We start from the raw sequence: 16496 nt of genomic DNA, 5'->3' as shown, positions 1-16496 counted from the left end.
CCGTAAACCACCGCTACACCACCGCCCTACGATAGGGCTTGCCCCCGTTGGGTCAGGCCGTTTCTTTTTTAAGCTTGTCGCGGAGCTGAAACAGCTCGTCGCGTAGGCGGGCCGCTTCGAGGAAGTCGAGGTCTTTGGCCGCCCGCTCCATCTTCGACTGGGTTTCGTTGATTACCTTCTCCAGATCGTTTTTGCCCATATACTGCAGCACCGGGTCGGCGGCAATCCGAATCTCTTCGGGCTCCACGTAGTACTGCTTCGGTTTCGAATCGGCCACTTTGGTCTGGCCCATAATCGACTCCCGCGACTTCAGCACCGTGGTCGGCGTAATGCCGTGGTCGGTATTGTACTCCATCTGTACGGCCCGGCGCCGGTTGGTTTCTTCGATGGCCCGCTGCATCGACCCCGTCATCGTGTCGGCATACATGATTACCTTGCCGTTGGCATTCCGGGCGGCCCGGCCAATGGTCTGAATCAGGGACCGGATGTCGCGCAGGAAGCCCTCCTTGTCGGCATCCATGATGGCCACCAGCGATACTTCGGGCAGATCGAGCCCCTCCCGCAGCAGGTTTACCCCCACCAGCACATCGAAGTTACCCAGCCGCAGGTCGCGCAGAATTTCGACCCGGTCGAGGGTTTTTACCTCCGAGTGAATGTAGCGGGTTTTGATGCCCACGCGTTCGAGGTACTTGGTCAGCTCCTCGGCCATCCGCTTGGTTAGCGTGGTCACCAGCACCCGCTCGTGGTTTTTGATGCGGCTGTCGATTGACTCCAGCAGATCGTCGATCTGGTTGAGGCTGGGCCGCACCTCGATTTCGGGATCGAGCAGCCCCGTGGGTCGAATCAGCTGTTCGACCACCACGCCCTCACTTTTGCGCAGTTCGTAGTCCGAAGGCGTTGCCGAGACGTAGATTGTCTGGCCCGACAGATCCTCAAACTCCTGAAAGGTAAGCGGCCGGTTGTCCATGGCCGACGGAAGCCGGAAACCGTAGTCGACCAGGGCGGTCTTGCGCGAACGGTCGCCCCCCCACATGGCCCGAATCTGCGGGATGGTTACGTGACTTTCATCGACTACCAGCAGGTAATCGTCGGGGAAATAATCGAGCAGACAGAAGGGACGCTGACCCGGCATCCGCTTGTCGAAGTAGCGGGAATAGTTTTCGATACCCGAGCAGTAACCCAGCTCGCGCATCATCTCCAGGTCGAATTCCGTTCGTTCGCGGATGCGGGTGGCTTCCATCTCCCGGAACTCCGATTCGAAGTAGTTGACCTGCGTCACCATATCGTCCTGAATCTGGTGGATGGCCATATTGAGCGTATCGCGGCCCGTTACGAAGAGGTTGGCCGGGAAGATCGTGACCAGGTTCTCGTCCGAGATTTTTTTACCCGTCGACGGGTCGATCCGCTGAATGGTTTCGATTTCGTCGCCGAAGAAAATAACCCGGTAGGCAAAATCGGCGTAGGCCACGTACAGGTCGACGGTATCGCCCTTGACCCGAAAATTGCCCCGCTGAAAATCGCCCTCGGTGCGGCTGTAGAGAATGCTGACCAGCTGATGCAGAAAGCTGTTGCGGCTCAGCTGCTCGCCCACCCCGATCCGGACCACGTTGCGCTTGAATTCTTCGGGGTTGCCCATGCCGTAGATGCACGACACAGACGCAATCACAATCACGTCGCGCCGGCCGCTCATCAGGGCCGAGGTGGCCGCCAGCCGCAGCTTGTCGATCTCCTCGTTGATGGCCAGGTCTTTCTCAATGTACGTACCGGTGGTGGCAATGTAAGCCTCCGGCTGGTAGTAGTCGTAGTAGGAAATAAAGTATTCGACGGCGTTGTCGGGAAAAAACTGTTTAAACTCGCCGTAGAGCTGGGCCGCCAGCGTTTTGTTGTGGCTCAGAATAAGCGTGGGGCGATTGGTGCGGGCAATGAGGTTGGCCACCGTAAAGGTTTTGCCCGAACCCGTTACCCCCAGCAGTACCTGGGCGGGTTCGCCCTCGTTGATACCTTTCACCAGCTGCTCAATCGCTTTGGGCTGATCGCCGGTTGGTTCGAAGTCAGAAGTTAGTTTGAAGTTCATTAGCAGGCCTGCCGCAGCAGGCAATTACAAGCTGGCTAATTTACGCATTTTAGCCCCCAATTACAAGGTCGCTTCCAACCCGGATCAGGGCCGTATGTACCCCTCTGTTCAACTCGTCGGAGGGCGCATCTGTTCCCACATACTGGCTTGTTAAAACTTACTGGAATCGCTCGTGTTAGCAAAACCACAGGCCTTGCCGGTCTGTCGTGCCTTTACCGGGGCTGCTGCCCCACCGGCCCGGCCGGTAGTCTGCCACTTCTGTTGCTTCGTGCCAATGCCCGTACCCAATCCCCGCGATACCCGCCAGTCGCCCGACCAGCTGTTTGGCCCGCTCTTCGAAGCGGTACAGCGCCAGCACCTCTTTGCCGACTCCAAAACCTTTGTCGACTGTGTACCGCAGCAGGCGCCCGACCAGATTCTGGCGGCCTACGAAGTCGCTGTCGGCCAGCCCAACTTTAGCCTCGATGCCTTTGTGCAGACCCACTTTGCCGTGCCGGTACCCGTCGGGGGGAACTACGTGAGCGACCGGGAAGCGGGTACCGTGACGCACATTCACCGGCTTTGGGACCACCTGACCCGCTCGGCCGACCGGCCCATTCCCTACCACTCCCGGCTGCCGCTGCCGCATCCCTATGTAGTGCCCGGCGGCCGATTTCGTGAGATTTTCTACTGGGACAGCTACTTTACCATGATCGGACTGCGCGAGTCGGGCCGGCTCGACCTGATTCGGGGTATGCTCGACAACTTCGCGTTTCTGATCGATACGGTAGGTTACATTCCCAACGGTAACCGGACGTACTTTCTGAGCCGGTCGCAGCCGCCGTTTTTTGCGCTGATGGTGGGCCTGCTGGCCGAGATCGATGGGCCCAATGTATTGTTGCGCTACCTGCCTCAGCTGCAGCGCGAACACGATTTCTGGCTGGCCGGAGCCGACGCGTTGAGTCCGGCCAGCCGGTGCAGCTGCCGCACGGTCTGGCTGCCCGGGCAGTCAGCGGGCACGGTCAATCGCTACTGGGACGATACGCCCACGCCCCGCCCCGAAGCCTGGCGCGAAGAAGTCGAGCTGAAGGAGCGTAACCACCTCGACGAGGAGGCTGCCGCCGGCCTGTTTACGCATATCCGGGCGGCCTGCGAATCGGGCTGGGATTTCAGCAGCCGCTGGCTGGGTGATGAAGCAACTATGGTCACCAACCGCGCGGCCGATATTGCTCCGGTCGATCTGGCCTGCCTGCTTTATTCGCTCGAGAAAACCCTGGCCGATGGCTACCGGCTCACGGCCGACACGGCCCTGGCCGATACGTACGCAGCCGCGGCCGAACACCGGCGTGGGCAGGTGCAAACCCTGTTCTGGAACGAGCAGACAGGCTTTTATCACGACATCGACTGGACCACCGGTGGGCAGACCCCGGTACTGAGTCTGGCAGGAGCATTTCCCTTGTTTCTGGGGCTGGCCACGCCCGAACAGGCGAGCCGGGTGCATGACCGGCTGGCGGCCGACTTCCTGCAGGCGGGCGGCTGGGTCACGACGCTCAACCAGACGGGACAGCAGTGGGACTGGCCCAACGGCTGGGCACCCCTGCAATGGATCGTGTACGAAGGGCTACGGCGCTATGGCTTTACGGATACCGCCCGGGCGGGGAGCAGCCGCTGGGTAGCGCTCAACGACCGGGTTTTTGCGGCTACGGGCAAAATGATGGAGAAGTACAACGTGGTCGATGCCGCCCTGACAACTGGTGGCGGGGAATACCCCAACCAGGACGGTTTCGGATGGACCAATGGGGTGTATCTGGGATTGATGCGGATCGAATAGGTGTATTACACGTAGTTTACGAATGGTAATTAGTGGTATCATATTTGCAGCGTATGTCGTAGAAATGAGGCATACGCTGCGCCATGAGTAAACACGTATCGATTCTCCTGCTCCTTATCGGTTTAACAACGACCTGCCTGGGTCAGAAAACGTTTATTCTGTCGTTGCAGGATAAGCGGGGGTTTGTAGCGGTCACTGCCGGTGGCAACATGCCCATTGGGGCATTTGGGAGCCGTACTTCACCCGATCAGAAGGCGGGCATGGCGGCACCGGGTCTGACCCTGTCGGTATCGGCCGGCTTTCGGGCGCTCGAGCGCTTTGGGCTGATGGCGCAGGCAACCCAGCACCGAAACGCCATACAGACCGATGCCCTGCTGGGCGCTGTTTACCACGCGGCCACCGATGTCTGGACGGTGAAAGCCGATAACTGGAATATCACAACCTTCATGGCCGGGCCCTACATCACGGTGCCCAAAGGGCGCTTTTCGATCGACGGCCATCTGCTGGCTGGCTGGGCGCAGGCTACCATGCCCAACACGGCCATGGCCGGTACCATTGGCACAACCACCATGTCGGTGCAGACGACCGGCTCGCAAACGGGTGGGCTGGCCTTCGGCGCCGGGGCCGGTCTACGCTACCGGCTGTGCCCGGATCTGTCGGCCACGATCAACGCCGACTACAGTTATTCGCAGCTGACCTTCAACAACCTGACGTCCCGGGCTGTCAGCAGCAACGGCGTCTCGGAGAGCCTGCCTTACAGCAGTGACCGACAGATCGGGCTGGTCAGCGTATCGGTAGGGCTGGCGTTCCTGTTCGGCAACAGCAACCGTCCGTTCTAGCGACCGCTGGTCGTGATGAGCAGCAACTTATCCAGTCTGGCATTGCAGGTGGTTGCGGGAGGTTGTAGCTTCGGCTTCCTAAATCAATTCCTCATGACTCCTGTTCGTCGACACACCGTCCTGCGCCGAGTAAAAGACATAACCCTGAGTGCTACCCTGATGCTGGCTCTGGTCAACGGGTCGGTACTGCTGCAGAGCTGCGGCAACAACCGGTCTGACAATGAGTCGGACGAGGAGCAAACCGAAACGCGCTTCAACCGGGGCGTGCGCACCTACATCACCGAAACCAAACCGGGCACCTTCAAAATAACCGATGAAGTGCCTGTTTCGCCCGATAAAGCGGGTGCCATTGTCAACTACGCCGATGGGCACCGCGACACGCTGAGCGTCGAAGCGGCCAAACGGCTGGTCGATGCCGATACCTCGACCCGCAATTACCTCCAGAATCAGGGCGGTTATCATACCTACCATCACAGCAGCGGCCTGTCGAACGCGCTGCTGTGGGGGAGTCTGGGCTATATGCTTGGCCGGTCGACGGCTCCGCAGTACCGTGCCGATGAGCAGCGCTATGGCGCGGGCGTCTATGCCAGCCCGGGTTTGTATGACCGGGCCAGCCGCGTCAGTGAAAATGTCCGTTCGTCGCGGGTGGTACGCACCACCCGGCCGTCGGGGGGGCGCAGTGGCTTTTTCGGGCGTAGCCGTTCCGGCGGTTTCTCGTCCTGACAACCGGGCTGCCCACGGGCAGCTTTTTTTTGGTTTATGGCCGGCAGAAAAGCGCAGACAAGGCACTACCCCTCAATCAATTGGTGTACCTTTATCGTATGAATCGGGACGGAAACAAACAGCGGCTGCGGACAGAATCGTTTGATATTTGCATCATAGGGGCGGGCGCCAGCGGGGCCGGTTCCGCCCTCGATGCCGCCCTGCGGGGCTATCGGGTAGCGCTCATAGACCGGGGCGATTTTTCGGGCGAGACGTCGTCCCGCTCGACCAAACTCATCCACGGGGGCGTTCGGTACCTCGAGCAGGCCATCAAAAAACTGGATCTGGCCCAGTTGCGGCAGGTGCGGCACGGGCTGGCCGAACGCCGGACCGTTATTCGGAATGCGCCCCACCTGGCCCATCCGCTGGCGCTGCTGACACCTGTATTCAGCTGGTTCGAAGGTTTGTACATCAGCATCGGGCTGGCCCTCTACGACTTTTTCGCCCACGACGCTACCTTTCCAAAAGGCCGCTGGCTGAACCGGCGCGACGCGCTGGCAGCCATGCCCGGCCTGACCCCCCGGCTGCATAGTGCCGTGCAGTACTACGACGGGCAGCTCAACGACGCCCGCTACGCGCTGGCGCTGGCCCACTCGGCCGACGAGGCTGGCGTGGCCACGGCCAATTACGTAGCCCTGACCGGTTTCGAGCACGATGCCGCCGGCAAACTCAGCACGGCGCTCGTGCAGGATGAACTCACGGGCGAGTCGTTTGCGATTCGGGCGCGGGTATTTCTCAACTGTACCGGCCCCTACGCCGATGCGGTCCGGCGGATGGCCAACCCGGCTGTTTCCGACCGAATTCGGCCCAGCAAGGGCGTGCACATTGTGCTGCCCCGCCAGACCCTGCAGAGCGATCAGGCCATGCTGATTCCGCAGACGCCCGACGGCCGGGTGGTATTTGCCATTCCGTTCGAGGATAATGTGTTTGTGGGTACGACCGACGACGATTATACCCAGCTCGACCGCGAACCGGTGCTTGAACCCGCCGAAGTCGACTACCTGTTGCAGACGCTGGCGCCCTACGTGGCGCGGGTGCCCGACAAAAGCGAGGTACGTGCCGGTTTCGGGGGCATTCGCCCGCTGATCGTGAGCAGCCGGGCCGATACCAAAACCCTGTTGCGCGACCATGAGGTCGAGCACGACGAGCAATCGGGGCTGCTGAGTTTGCTGGGCGGCAAGTGGACTACCTACCGCCTGATGGCGCAGGATGCCGTCGACCGCGCTGGTGAGCAGCTGGGCCAGCCGGTTGCCGGCACTACCGAACACCACCTGCTGGTTGGGGCCGAGGGATACCAGTTCGATCAGTGGCAGGCGCTGGCCCGCGACTACGGCCTGCCGGCCGACGTGGCGCAGCACCTGATGCGTACGTATGGCAGCCGCGCCGACCGCGTAGCCCGGCTCGCGGCCGATGAGCCAAACCTGGGCGAACGGCTGCACGAGCGGCTACCCATGATCGGTGCCGAGGTGCTGTATCAGGTACGCCACGAAATGGCCGTGACCCTGCGCGACGTGCTGGCTAGGCGGTGGCGGCTGGAGCTGTCGGACTGGCAGCTGACGGGCGATGTGGCCGGGCCGGTTGCGGAACTGATGGCGCTGGCCCTTAGCTGGACCGCTGATGAACAGCAGCGGCATCTGGCCGGGTATCGGGCCCAGCTGATGGCTTTTACGCAGCAGGCGGGCGTGGCTGCCGGCCGGCCAACACCGGCCTAGCTGGTCAGGCATCTGCCGTTTGTCAGCCGTGAGTACATTCCAACGAAATATTGGTTAGGTGACAGCAAACCGTTGCTTCTTTGCGTACCTGCGAGTGAGTAGGTAACCAGTGGTAACGGATGATCAGGTAATTTACAGGATATGGTAAAACGCATGGCACTGGCGAAATCGCCGGATGCTCAACTTCGTAATCTTGGCTGGGACTGGATGCTGGGGCAGGACACCCTGCCGTATCTGGCCAATGAGGTGGTCGTTATCAGCGAAGCCGAAGCAAAGGCTTACGAAGACGCGGCCAATGAGCTGTTCGATATGTTTGTGGCAGCCGGGCAGGCGGTCATCGATCAGAATCGGTTCGCCGAGCTGGGTATTCCCGAGAGTTTAATCGAACTGATTAAGCTGACCTGGGACGATGACCGGAACGTGCACCTCTACGGCCGATTCGATCTGGCGGGGGGGCTCGACGGGCAACCCATCAAACTCATCGAATTCAACGCCGACACCGCCACCTGTCTGCCCGAAACGGCCGTGGTGCAGTTTGCGCACCTCAAAGCCAACGGCCGCGACGAAACCAGGCAGTTCAACGCCGTTTTTGAAACGCTGACGGCCCAGTTTGAGGAAATTCTGGCGCTCAACCCCGACCTGCAGCCCTCGCTGCTGCTGTCGGCCATGCGTAACTTTCCCGAAGACGACGCGAACGTAGCCCTGCTGGGTGAAGCCGCCCGCGAAGCCGGTTTCGATGTGGAGTTCGACTTTATCGACGATGTCGACTTCTCGGAAGAGGAAGGCATCTTCTGGCAAAACCCTAAGAACAGTCAGTTCGAGAAAATGGATTTCTGGTTCCGGCTGGTGCCCTGGGAAGTGATTGCCGACGAAGAGCCCGATCTGATCCCGATCCTGACCGATATCGTACGCGAACGGCGGGCGCTGGTACTCAATCCCGCCTATACGCTTCTGTTCCAGTCGAAAGCCATTCTAAAGGTGCTGTGGGAGCTCTACCCCAATCACCCGCTGTTGCTCGAAACGCAGCATACACCGCTCACCGGGCAGCGTTGTGTCGAAAAAGTGCTGTTCGGACGCGAAGGGGCCAACATTCGCTTTATCGACGCCGATGGCAGCGTGCAGCAGGTGTCGGACGGGGACTACAGTGATTATCCGAAGGTGTATCAGCAGTATGTCGATTTCATGCAGGACGATGCGGGTATATCCTACCAGGCAGGGGTATTTTTTGCCGGAGCAGCCTGCGGGCTGGGTTTCCGGCGGGGTGGCCCCATCCTCGACAACACGGCCGGCTTTGTGGGACATCTGGTCGAATAGGGATGGGCTGACCGGGGCCGTTACCCATTGCCCAGGGCTTATCACGGCTCCCCGACGATGAACAAGATCAGTCTGTACGGACAGGCGCTGGTGTACATAGCGGCCGGCGTCAATCATTTTCTTCGCCCGAAGATATACCTGGCGCTGATGCCGCCCTATTTGCCCGCCCATCAGCAACTCGTAGATCTGAGCGGTATAGCCGAGATCGGACTGGGGTTGGGGCTGCTGTTTCCGCTCACGCGCCCCTGGGCCGCCTGGGGGCTTATTCTGCTCCTGATTGCCGTGTTTCCGGCCAATGTGCACATGGCCATGGCCGACACCTTCGCGCGCATACCCGCCTGGATTCGGTGGGGGCGGCTGCCGATCCAAGGACTGCTGATTGCCTGGGCCTACCACTATACCCGTTAGCCGGGCCTGAACCATTCGACAGGCGGAGAGTTGGATAAATAGGTGTCCGCTGCGGGCATTTGTAAACAACCAACGTTATGACCACTCATGCTGCCACGCGCTGTTTATTGGCGCTACTCCTCTCCACGGCCCTGTCTACTGCCGGGGTCTTCGCCCAAACAGCCGCCACCGCCAATCGGCCTGTACTGAACGCATCGGGCCGGGCTACGGGCCAGCGGCTGTACGAATCGGCCCGCGCCATGCCGGATCTGTCGACGGCGATTCAGCTGCTCACCAAATCGGGGCTGAGCCGGCAGGCCAGCCCAACGGGTCAGTACACCGTCTTTGCGCCCACCAATGCGGCTTTTTCGGTGCTGGGGCAGGCAACGCTCGACGAGATGCTGCTGCCCTCAAGCAAAAAACGACTGACCACCTTTCTGGCTTACCACGTGGTCAAAGGGCGCCTTACGTCCGATCAGCTTAAAGACGGGCAAACCCTGACCAACCTGACGGGGCAGATTCTGGTGGTCCACAAGCAGGAAGACCGTATCACCATCACCGACGGGCGTGGCACGGTGGCCGATGTGGAGCAAAGCGACATTCGTGCTACAAACGGCGTGATCTATACCATCAATAAGGTGCTTCAGCGGAACATAGCCTCGGCGGAGGGTCGTTAGTAAACGAGTAGCCATACCCGCAACGCCCGTCCCATGTCAGATACCCCCTCGCCCGATCAGCAGCCTTCCCGCTATCAGCGCCTGCTGGCGCTTTTCGATCAGCGCATTCTGCAGGTGCTGTATCGGGGACGGGTGCGCCGGACGGTGCTGCAAAGCATACCGTTCTGGGTAGCCTCGGTGCTGACCGGGCTGGCGGCTGTGGCCTATGAGCAGGCGTTCAGCTGGGCCGAACAGATGAGCTTTCGATGGCTGCGCATACAGCCGTTGCTGGCCTTTGTGGTGATGCCGCTGGGGTTTCTGCTGGCCTGGCTGGTGGTGAAGCAGCTGGCGCCGGCCGCCCGGGGCAGCGGTATTCCGCAGGTGATGGCCGGCATTGCCCTGTCGGGCCCAACTACCCATCAGAAAACGGGCTGGCTGCTCAGCATGCGCGTGGCCATCGTTAAAGTCGTCAGCAGCGTGCTGCTGCTGCTCAGCGGGGGCGTTATTGGCCGCGAGGGACCCACCATTCAGATTTCGGCAGCCATTTTCCGGGCCATCAACCGCCTGCAACCCGTTGGGTGGCCCCAGCTCTCGCGCCAGATCGCCCTGATCACGGGCGGGGCCGCCGGGCTGGCAGCCGCGTTCAATACGCCCCTGGGCGGTATCGTCTTTGTGGTCGAAGAGCTGACCCAAACCCACATCACTCATTTCCGGACGGCGGTATTCACGGCCGTTATCATTGCCGGCATCACGGCGCAGGGCCTGCTGGGGCCTTACCTCTACCTGGGTTTTCCGGTTGTGGCCAGTTCGGGAGGCATGGTCTGGCTGGGCCTGGCCACCGTGGCCGTGGTGTGCGGCCTGACCGGGGCTGCTTTTGCTAACCTGCTGCTGGCGCTGGGCCGTTACCGGCAACGCCTTAAAACGCCGGGCCAACAGGCAGCCTGGGTTGCCGGGGGTGCGCTGCTGCTGGCTGGCCTGGCTTTTCTGATCGGCACCGACGCCATTGGCACGGGCAAAGTGCTGATCAACCGGCTGCTGTTTCAGAATCAGCACGACACACCCTGGTATCTGGGGCTGGTTCGGCTAACGGGTATGGCCGTCAGCTACAGCAGCGGGGCCGCCGGGGGTATCTTTGCCACGTCGCTCAGCGTTGGCGCCATCCTGGGCGACGCCATGGCCCGGCTGCTGCGAATCCCTATCTCCGATCATAACCTCATCATGTTGGTGGGGATGGTCAGTTTTCTGACGGGCGTGGTTCGGTCGCCGTTTACGGCGGCTATTCTGGTGCTCGAAATGACCGACCGCCACTCCGTTATTTTTCAGTTGCTGCTGGGCGGACTGCTGGCCCAGGGCGCGGCCTCGCTGCTCGACCCCGAATCGTTCTACGAGCACCTGAAAACTGGTTTTCTGCGCGAAGCCACGGCCAGGGACAAGACCGATGTACAGCCGGGCTAGTTCACTGGAACAATCGAGAACGGGGCGGGTAAGGCGTAGGTGTTTTGCGTAAGCGAACGATTAATCGGCACTCTATTCCAAGATCTATCTCAAAGGATGCCAAAGCGATGTTTGCTCGCTCGCGATCACTCTACGTGAATAGCGTTCGATCAGGAAGAAGCCACGTTACTTGAATAGGAAAGCGAACGTTTTTTGGTGAGTGTGCGGAACGTATTAGGCACAAAAAAAGCGCTTAGCCGGTAGGCTAAGCGCTTTTTGTTGGTGGGAGTTGACGGGTTCGAACCGCCGACCCTCTGCTTGTAAGGCAGATGCTCTGAACCAGCTGAGCTAAACTCCCTTTTGTCTTTCCCTCTCGTTGTCGTCGTTTGGGAGTGCAAATATAGGGTCGTAAAAAGGCGTTATGCAAGCGTTGGACGCAAAAAAAATGAAGTTTTTTCTAATTTACTGATTTCCAGTGGCCTTTTTGGGGCTATTCGAAATGCAGGTACAGCGTGACGCTGTGGGTGGTCAGGCGGTTGATACCGATGCCGGCCGCGTTGGTGGTGGGACGATACAGATTGATCAGGCCGTGGGAGAACCGCAGCTCGGGCGCGAACTTGAAAAACTCGAAAAACTGCTCGAAACCGACCCCGTATTCGACCGCCAGATCCATGGTGCCGGTGCTGAGCCGGCTTGCACCCTGCTGCTCTTTCCGCCGTACGTTGGTTTCGACGCTGAAGGCACCTCCCGCCACCAGGTACATGCGCGAGTTGTTGCGCCGTTCGGACTTGTACTTGAGCAGCAGCGGAAAATCGACCCAGGTCGATTCGCGCACTTCGGTTTTGCTGGTCCCGCCCGGGTAGGCATACTGCACCTCGCGGCTCATGAGCGATACCGACGGGGTCAGCCGCAGATCGAAGCGATCGTTAAGAAACGCATTGACCACAAAGCCCACCCGAAAGGCCGGTTTGTTGGGCGACTGAATGCTGGAGGCCGAGTCGCTGGTTAGAAAAGCCGGGCTATACCCAACCGAAAAGCGGGTGATGGGGGCGGCAAAGAAAAACCCATAATGGATGGGTTTGTCGTCGTAGCGTTCGAGGTGCTTGACCACGTACTTGTAGGCCCCCTGCGCATGCACCGACGGAGCCATTGGCCCAATCAGCAGCGACAACAGCCCCATGACGGCCGCCAAACGTCCGAAACCAGAAAAACGCATCAGGCCCGTTTGTGACCGATGTAAATTGACGCAACGCCGAACGTAAGCGGTATCCATTTGGTGTCAGTGAAGCCGGCTGCTTCGTAGATGCGCAGAAAGTCGGGACCGTCGGGGAACGCCTGCACCGATTCGGGCAGGTAGGTGTAGGCCGACGCGTCTTTACTCACCGCACGCCCGATCAGCGGCAGAATGGTGCTGGAATAAAAACCGTACAGTTGTTTAAACGGAAACTGGCGCGGGTTCGAGAATTCCAGCACCACGCACACTCCGCCAGGGCGGGTTACGCGGTGCATATCCGTCAGTCCTTTCTGCAGATTCTCGAAGTTACGCACCCCAAAGGCAACGATGACAGCGTCGAAATCATTGTCTGGCAGGGGCAAACCTTCCGAATCGCCCGAGCGCATCTCGATAATCTGGTCGAAACCGCGCTTCTTCATTTTCTCGCGCCCAACGGCCAGCATGCCCTCCGAAATATCCATGCCAACAATGCGCTCGGGTTTCAGGGCGAGGGCCTCGATGGCGAAATCGCCGGTGCCGGTGGCAATGTCGAGGATCCGTTTGGGCGACCGGGGGGCGAGGGCTTTGCGTAGTTCGCGGATGGCCCGTTTGCGCCACAAAATGTCGATACCACCGCTGAGCACATGGTTGAGCAGATCGTATTTGGGCGAAATACTGTCGAACATTTCGGCGACCTGCTCGCGCTTGGAGGTGTCTTTATCTTTGTAGGGTACAACGGCCATAAGAAACAGGGAAAGAATACGGTAGCCAGCGGGCTGCCGATGGTGTTGCCGCTCGGCCGGGCCCGGGTTTGGTTGCTTATTGACCTGCCTAACAGCACGTGAACCGCGAAAGTTTGCGAATGCAGCAGCGGGTGCGTAGTTTTCAAAATCGGCCCCTTTACTGCCGGCCGCCCCGACAGCATCCGGGCTGCCGGCCATACCTGTGCACGGGTCCGGACCGTGTCCCGGCTGGCCGTGTGCACAAACCTCTTTGGACCAACAACCTGACTCCCGCATGATTCGTCTCCTTGTACCAGCCCTCTTTGCCGCTTCGGTCGCTCAGGCCCAGACCGCGCCAACCAACCAGCCCCTGCCGCCGGCGGTTCAGAAGTTGCACGGGCGGGTGCTGACGCTCGATACCCACGCCGATGCACCCATTAATATGCAGAAGCCGGGCTTCGACGTGGGCGTAACGCACGATACGAAACGCGATCAGTCGCAGATCGATTTCCCGCGGATGAAAGCGGGGGGGATGGATGCGATGTTTTTTGCGGTCTATACCTCACAGGGGCCGCGAACGCCCGAAGGCCATGCCGAAGCCAAACGCAATGCCCTTAATCAGTTCGATCTGATTCATAAGGCGCTGAAAAAATACCCTGATCTGGCCGAGCTGGCGCTGACCCCGGCCGATGCCTACCGTATTCAGAAGGCTGGCAAACGGGCGGTGTTTATCGGGATGGAAAACGGTTATCCCGTCGGCAGCGACCTGGCCATGCTCAAAACGTATTATGACCTGGGCTGTCGCTACATCACGCTCACCCACTTTGCCAACAACCTGATCGGCGACTCCTCGACCGACCCCGATGGACCGATCTACGGGGGGCTGAGCCCATTTGGCAAGCAGGTGGTGCCCGAAATGAACCGGCTCGGCATCCTGATCGACGTGTCGCATGTGGCCGACAGCACGTTCTACGATGCGCTGGCGCTCTCCAAAGCACCCGTTATTGCGTCGCACTCGAACTGCAGGGCGTTATGCGATTTTCCGCGCAATATGACCGACGATATGATCCGGGCCATTGCCGCCAAAGGGGGCGTGGTACAAGTGAACTTCGTGAGTGACTACCTCAAAAAACCGTCGGATGCGTTTCGGGCGGCCAAAACCAAAATCCGGATGGCGCGGGTCGGTAAGGTTCTGACGCCGGCGATGGAAGCCCGCCTGCAGGCCGAAAGCGACTCGCTGGCTAAAGTCTTCGCGCCCGAACGGGCCAGCCTCTCCGACATTGCCGACCACATCGACCACATTGTGAAGCTGGTCGGGATCGACCATGTGGGCATCGGCTCCGACTTCGATGGGGGTGGGGGTGTCAACGGGCTCGAAGATGTAAGCCAGATTGGCAACCTCACCGCCGAACTGGTGCGCCGGAAGTACACCGAAGCCGACATCGCCAAAATCTGGGGCGGTAACCTGCTGCGCGTGCTGGGTCAGGCGAGGGTGGAGTAAGGGGGTTGGTTTACGGGGTATTCAGTTTACGGTTTTCCGTCCTTGTGTTTGAACAAGTGCCACCTGGGACTGATGGGTACTTTACGTTGTCTTAGACTGAAAACTAAAAACCGAATACCGTAAGCCGTTTTTTATGTCCCCCGATGTTGTGTTCAAACTCGTAAATGCGCTGGTGCTGCCGCAGTGGCTGCTGATGGCGGTGGCTCCGCGCTGGGCGGTTACCCGCTGGCTCGTACGGTCGTACCTGATTCCGGTCTGCCTGGCGGTGGTTTATATTCGTTACCTGCTCAGCGGTGGCCCCGTGGATGTGGCGGCCTTCGCGTCGTTGTCGGGCCTGACCCGGCTGTTTGCGCAGGGGGGCGAGGGGGTGATGCTGGCCGGCTGGGTGCATTACCTGGCCTTCGATCTGGTGGCGGGATCGTTTGTGCTACAGGATGCGCAGGACAAACAGATTCCGCACGGCTTTATTTTGTTGCCGCTTTTTTTCTGCTTCATGCTGGGCCCGGTTGGGCTGCTGCTTTACTGGCTCATCCGAACGGTACGCACCCGGGCGCTGTCAATCTAACCGTTTACCCCCTGCACCATGGCCGGCTGGATTACCACCCTGCGCACCCGCAATACGGTGCTCTACACGTTTGGCCTGCTCAGCCTGCTGGCGGGCCTGGGCTTTATCGGCGTGGCGCTGGTCAGGCCGCAGCCGCTACTGGGCGTCAACGCCTTCTACAAACCCGTTAAGTTCTTTATCTCGACCACGGTGTTTTGTTGGTCGATGGGCTGGTTTACGGGCCTGCTGCCGCAGCGCCGGTCGGTGCGTATCTACAGCTGGGTGGTTGTCAGTACGCTCGCATTCGAACTAATTGTCATTGCCGGGCAGGCCACCCTCGGTAAAATCTCCCATTTCAACATCAGTACCCCGGTCGACGGGGCGCTTTTTTCGCTGATGGGGATCGCTATCACGGTATTGACCGGCTGGACGCTCTACATCGACTACCTGTTTTTCCGGACGAGCCCAACCGACGGGGCCACGGGCTATTGGTGGGGAATTCGGCTGGGCATACTGCTGTTTGTGGTGTTCGCCTTCGAGGGGTTTCTGATGGCTACGCGGCTGAGCCACACGGTGGGCGCGCCCGACGGCGGGCCGGGCCTGCCCCTGCTGAACTGGAGCACCGCCCACGGCGACCTGCGGGTGGCGCATTTTTTTGGTATGCATGCCCTGCAACTGTTGCCGCTGCTGGGCAATTACGTAGCGCGTCGGCCGGCACAACTCGTTGGGCTGGCCGTAGCTTACCTACTGCTGGTGAGCTGGCTGCTGGTACAGGCGCTGGGCGGATTGCCGGCCGTTCGGGTATAAAAAGGGGCAAAAACCACGGTTTTCGCCCCTTTTCAGCTGTCTGACACCGAATGCCTTAAGCCATTTCGATAAATAACTGGTCGGCTGTCCGTCGTACTTTCGTGGCGTTGGCCAGATAGTCCTTCTCGGCATCACGGTAGCCCAATACCAGCAGCACCACGCTGTGCAGGCCTTTTTCGCGCAGACCCAGCAGTTCGTCGAGCGCGTCAGCGTTGAAGCCTTCCATGGGCGTAGCATCGACCTGTTCGGTAGCCGCAGCAACCATGGCTGTACCCAGCGCAATGTAGGCTTGCCGCGCTGCCCATTCGGCGCGGGCTTCGGGCGTGCGGGTAAGCAACGCGCCCTTGATCGAATCGGCAAACGGAGTCAGCGATTCAACTGTGGTTTGACGGGTATCGGCAATGAGCTTGATATAGGCATCGATCTGCTCCGCTTCGATAGCAGTCCAGGACGCAAAAACCAGTACGTGCGAACCCTCCACGATCTGGGGCTGGGGGCAGGCTTTCTCGTGAATTTGCCCCCGCAGCTGGTGGTTATCGATCACCAGCACGTTGTAAGGCTGCAGGCCTACTGATGAAGCCGACAGACGAATGGATTCCAGAATGGTGTCTACTTTCTCGGCCGGCACCGGCTCTCCATTCATCTTTTTAGCGGCATAGCGCCAGTTGAGTGCGTCAATCAATTCCATGGTTGTATGTATGTTAATGGTTGCAATGAGTAA

15 protein-coding genes and 1 tRNA gene are annotated in these 16496 nt (G+C 59.9%); 11 read left to right on the top strand and 5 right to left on the bottom strand.

Annotated elements, in window-relative coordinates:
* Positions 1-52: 52 nt before the first annotated feature.
* On the bottom strand, positions 53-2074 hold the full coding sequence (uvrB, locus tag ACYVAC_RS21750) for an excinuclease ABC subunit UvrB (protein ID WP_461099928.1): 2022 nt from the start codon (positions 2072-2074) through the stop codon (positions 53-55).
* Positions 2075-2348: 274 nt separating this feature from the next.
* Between uvrB and treF the strand changes: the two genes are divergently transcribed.
* The 8 genes from treF to ACYVAC_RS21710 all read left to right on the top strand — a co-directional run bounded on the left by treF (position 2349) and on the right by ACYVAC_RS21710 (position 11009).
* Complete coding sequence (treF, locus tag ACYVAC_RS21745) at positions 2349-3884, top strand: alpha,alpha-trehalase TreF (protein ID WP_461099927.1); 1536 nt, start codon at positions 2349-2351, stop codon at positions 3882-3884.
* Positions 3885-3967: 83 nt separating this feature from the next.
* A complete protein-coding gene (locus ACYVAC_RS21740; protein ID WP_461099926.1) occupies positions 3968-4723 on the top strand; it encodes a hypothetical protein in 756 nt (251 codons plus the stop codon).
* A gap of 93 nt (positions 4724-4816) precedes the next feature.
* Positions 4817-5446, top strand: coding sequence for a hypothetical protein (locus tag ACYVAC_RS21735; protein ID WP_461099925.1), 630 nt, complete (start codon positions 4817-4819; stop codon positions 5444-5446).
* Between the two features lie 98 nt (positions 5447-5544).
* Positions 5545-7197: a glycerol-3-phosphate dehydrogenase/oxidase gene (locus tag ACYVAC_RS21730; protein WP_461099924.1), complete on the top strand. Its 1653-nt coding sequence runs from the start codon at positions 5545-5547 to the stop codon at positions 7195-7197.
* A gap of 153 nt (positions 7198-7350) precedes the next feature.
* Entirely contained in the window at positions 7351-8511 is a 1161-nt protein-coding gene (locus ACYVAC_RS21725) for a glutathionylspermidine synthase family protein (RefSeq protein ID WP_461099923.1), read from the top strand.
* 57 nt (positions 8512-8568) lie between these two features.
* On the top strand, positions 8569-8919 hold the full coding sequence (locus ACYVAC_RS21720; RefSeq protein ID WP_461099922.1) for a DoxX family protein: 351 nt from the start codon (positions 8569-8571) through the stop codon (positions 8917-8919).
* Between the two features lie 77 nt (positions 8920-8996).
* Positions 8997-9575, top strand: a complete 579-nt coding sequence (locus tag ACYVAC_RS21715; protein ID WP_461099921.1) for a fasciclin domain-containing protein — start codon at positions 8997-8999, stop codon at positions 9573-9575.
* Between the two features lie 33 nt (positions 9576-9608).
* Complete coding sequence (locus tag ACYVAC_RS21710; RefSeq protein WP_461099920.1) at positions 9609-11009, top strand: chloride channel protein; 1401 nt, start codon at positions 9609-9611, stop codon at positions 11007-11009.
* 259 nt (positions 11010-11268) lie between these two features.
* On the opposite strand, the gene ACYVAC_RS21705 is transcribed toward ACYVAC_RS21710, so the two are convergent.
* The 3 genes from ACYVAC_RS21705 to ubiE form a co-directional block, all read right to left on the bottom strand.
* Positions 11269-11346 (bottom strand) — tRNA-Val (locus ACYVAC_RS21705).
* 132 nt (positions 11347-11478) lie between these two features.
* Positions 11479-12204 (bottom strand): type IX secretion/gliding motility protein PorT/SprT, encoded by a 726-nt coding sequence (porT, locus tag ACYVAC_RS21700; RefSeq protein WP_461099919.1) that lies wholly within the window; start codon positions 12202-12204, stop codon positions 11479-11481.
* Entirely contained in the window at positions 12204-12944 is a 741-nt protein-coding gene (gene ubiE / locus ACYVAC_RS21695; RefSeq protein WP_461099918.1) for a bifunctional demethylmenaquinone methyltransferase/2-methoxy-6-polyprenyl-1,4-benzoquinol methylase UbiE, read from the bottom strand. Before ubiE ends, porT begins: the two co-directional genes overlap by 1 nt.
* Before the next feature lie 274 nt (positions 12945-13218).
* Here ubiE and ACYVAC_RS21690 point away from each other — a divergent pair, with 274 nt between their 5' ends.
* The 3 genes from ACYVAC_RS21690 (at position 13219) to ACYVAC_RS21680 (ending at position 15775) form a co-directional block, all read left to right on the top strand.
* Positions 13219-14424: a dipeptidase gene (locus ACYVAC_RS21690; protein WP_461099917.1), complete on the top strand. Its 1206-nt coding sequence runs from the start codon at positions 13219-13221 to the stop codon at positions 14422-14424.
* Positions 14425-14557: 133 nt separating this feature from the next.
* Positions 14558-14989, top strand: a complete 432-nt coding sequence (locus ACYVAC_RS21685; RefSeq protein ID WP_461099916.1) for an ABA4-like family protein — start codon at positions 14558-14560, stop codon at positions 14987-14989.
* A gap of 18 nt (positions 14990-15007) precedes the next feature.
* Positions 15008-15775, top strand: a complete 768-nt coding sequence (locus ACYVAC_RS21680; RefSeq protein WP_461099915.1) for a hypothetical protein — start codon at positions 15008-15010, stop codon at positions 15773-15775.
* 55 nt (positions 15776-15830) lie between these two features.
* On the opposite strand, the gene ACYVAC_RS21675 is transcribed toward ACYVAC_RS21680, so the two are convergent.
* Positions 15831-16463, bottom strand: coding sequence for an NAD(P)H-dependent oxidoreductase (locus tag ACYVAC_RS21675; RefSeq protein WP_461099914.1), 633 nt, complete (start codon positions 16461-16463; stop codon positions 15831-15833).
* Positions 16464-16496 lie beyond the last annotated feature (33 nt).

The organism is Spirosoma luteolum, from assembly GCF_054778875.1.
Note: the sequence above shows the minus strand (reverse complement) of the source record. Positions and strands in the feature narration are given on the sequence as shown.

Excerpts from the sequence above, each read along its gene's own strand:
- uvrB (WP_461099928.1), bottom strand. The coding sequence starts at position 2,074 with ATGAACTTCAAACTAACTTCTGACTTCGAACCAACCGGCGATCAGCCC.
- treF (WP_461099927.1), top strand. The coding sequence starts at position 2,349 with ATGCCCGTACCCAATCCCCGCGATACCCGCCAGTCGCCCGACCAGCTG.
- ACYVAC_RS21740 (WP_461099926.1), top strand. The coding sequence starts at position 3,968 with ATGAGTAAACACGTATCGATTCTCCTGCTCCTTATCGGTTTAACAACG.
- ACYVAC_RS21735 (WP_461099925.1), top strand. The coding sequence starts at position 4,817 with ATGACTCCTGTTCGTCGACACACCGTCCTGCGCCGAGTAAAAGACATA.
- ACYVAC_RS21730 (WP_461099924.1), top strand. The coding sequence starts at position 5,545 with ATGAATCGGGACGGAAACAAACAGCGGCTGCGGACAGAATCGTTTGAT.
- ACYVAC_RS21725 (WP_461099923.1), top strand. The coding sequence starts at position 7,351 with ATGGCACTGGCGAAATCGCCGGATGCTCAACTTCGTAATCTTGGCTGG.
- ACYVAC_RS21720 (WP_461099922.1), top strand. The coding sequence starts at position 8,569 with ATGAACAAGATCAGTCTGTACGGACAGGCGCTGGTGTACATAGCGGCC.
- ACYVAC_RS21715 (WP_461099921.1), top strand. The coding sequence starts at position 8,997 with ATGACCACTCATGCTGCCACGCGCTGTTTATTGGCGCTACTCCTCTCC.
- ACYVAC_RS21710 (WP_461099920.1), top strand. The coding sequence starts at position 9,609 with ATGTCAGATACCCCCTCGCCCGATCAGCAGCCTTCCCGCTATCAGCGC.
- porT (WP_461099919.1), bottom strand. The coding sequence starts at position 12,204 with ATGCGTTTTTCTGGTTTCGGACGTTTGGCGGCCGTCATGGGGCTGTTG.
- ubiE (WP_461099918.1), bottom strand. The coding sequence starts at position 12,944 with ATGGCCGTTGTACCCTACAAAGATAAAGACACCTCCAAGCGCGAGCAG.
- ACYVAC_RS21690 (WP_461099917.1), top strand. The coding sequence starts at position 13,219 with ATGATTCGTCTCCTTGTACCAGCCCTCTTTGCCGCTTCGGTCGCTCAG.
- ACYVAC_RS21685 (WP_461099916.1), top strand. The coding sequence starts at position 14,558 with ATGTCCCCCGATGTTGTGTTCAAACTCGTAAATGCGCTGGTGCTGCCG.
- ACYVAC_RS21680 (WP_461099915.1), top strand. The coding sequence starts at position 15,008 with ATGGCCGGCTGGATTACCACCCTGCGCACCCGCAATACGGTGCTCTAC.
- ACYVAC_RS21675 (WP_461099914.1), bottom strand. The coding sequence starts at position 16,463 with ATGGAATTGATTGACGCACTCAACTGGCGCTATGCCGCTAAAAAGATG.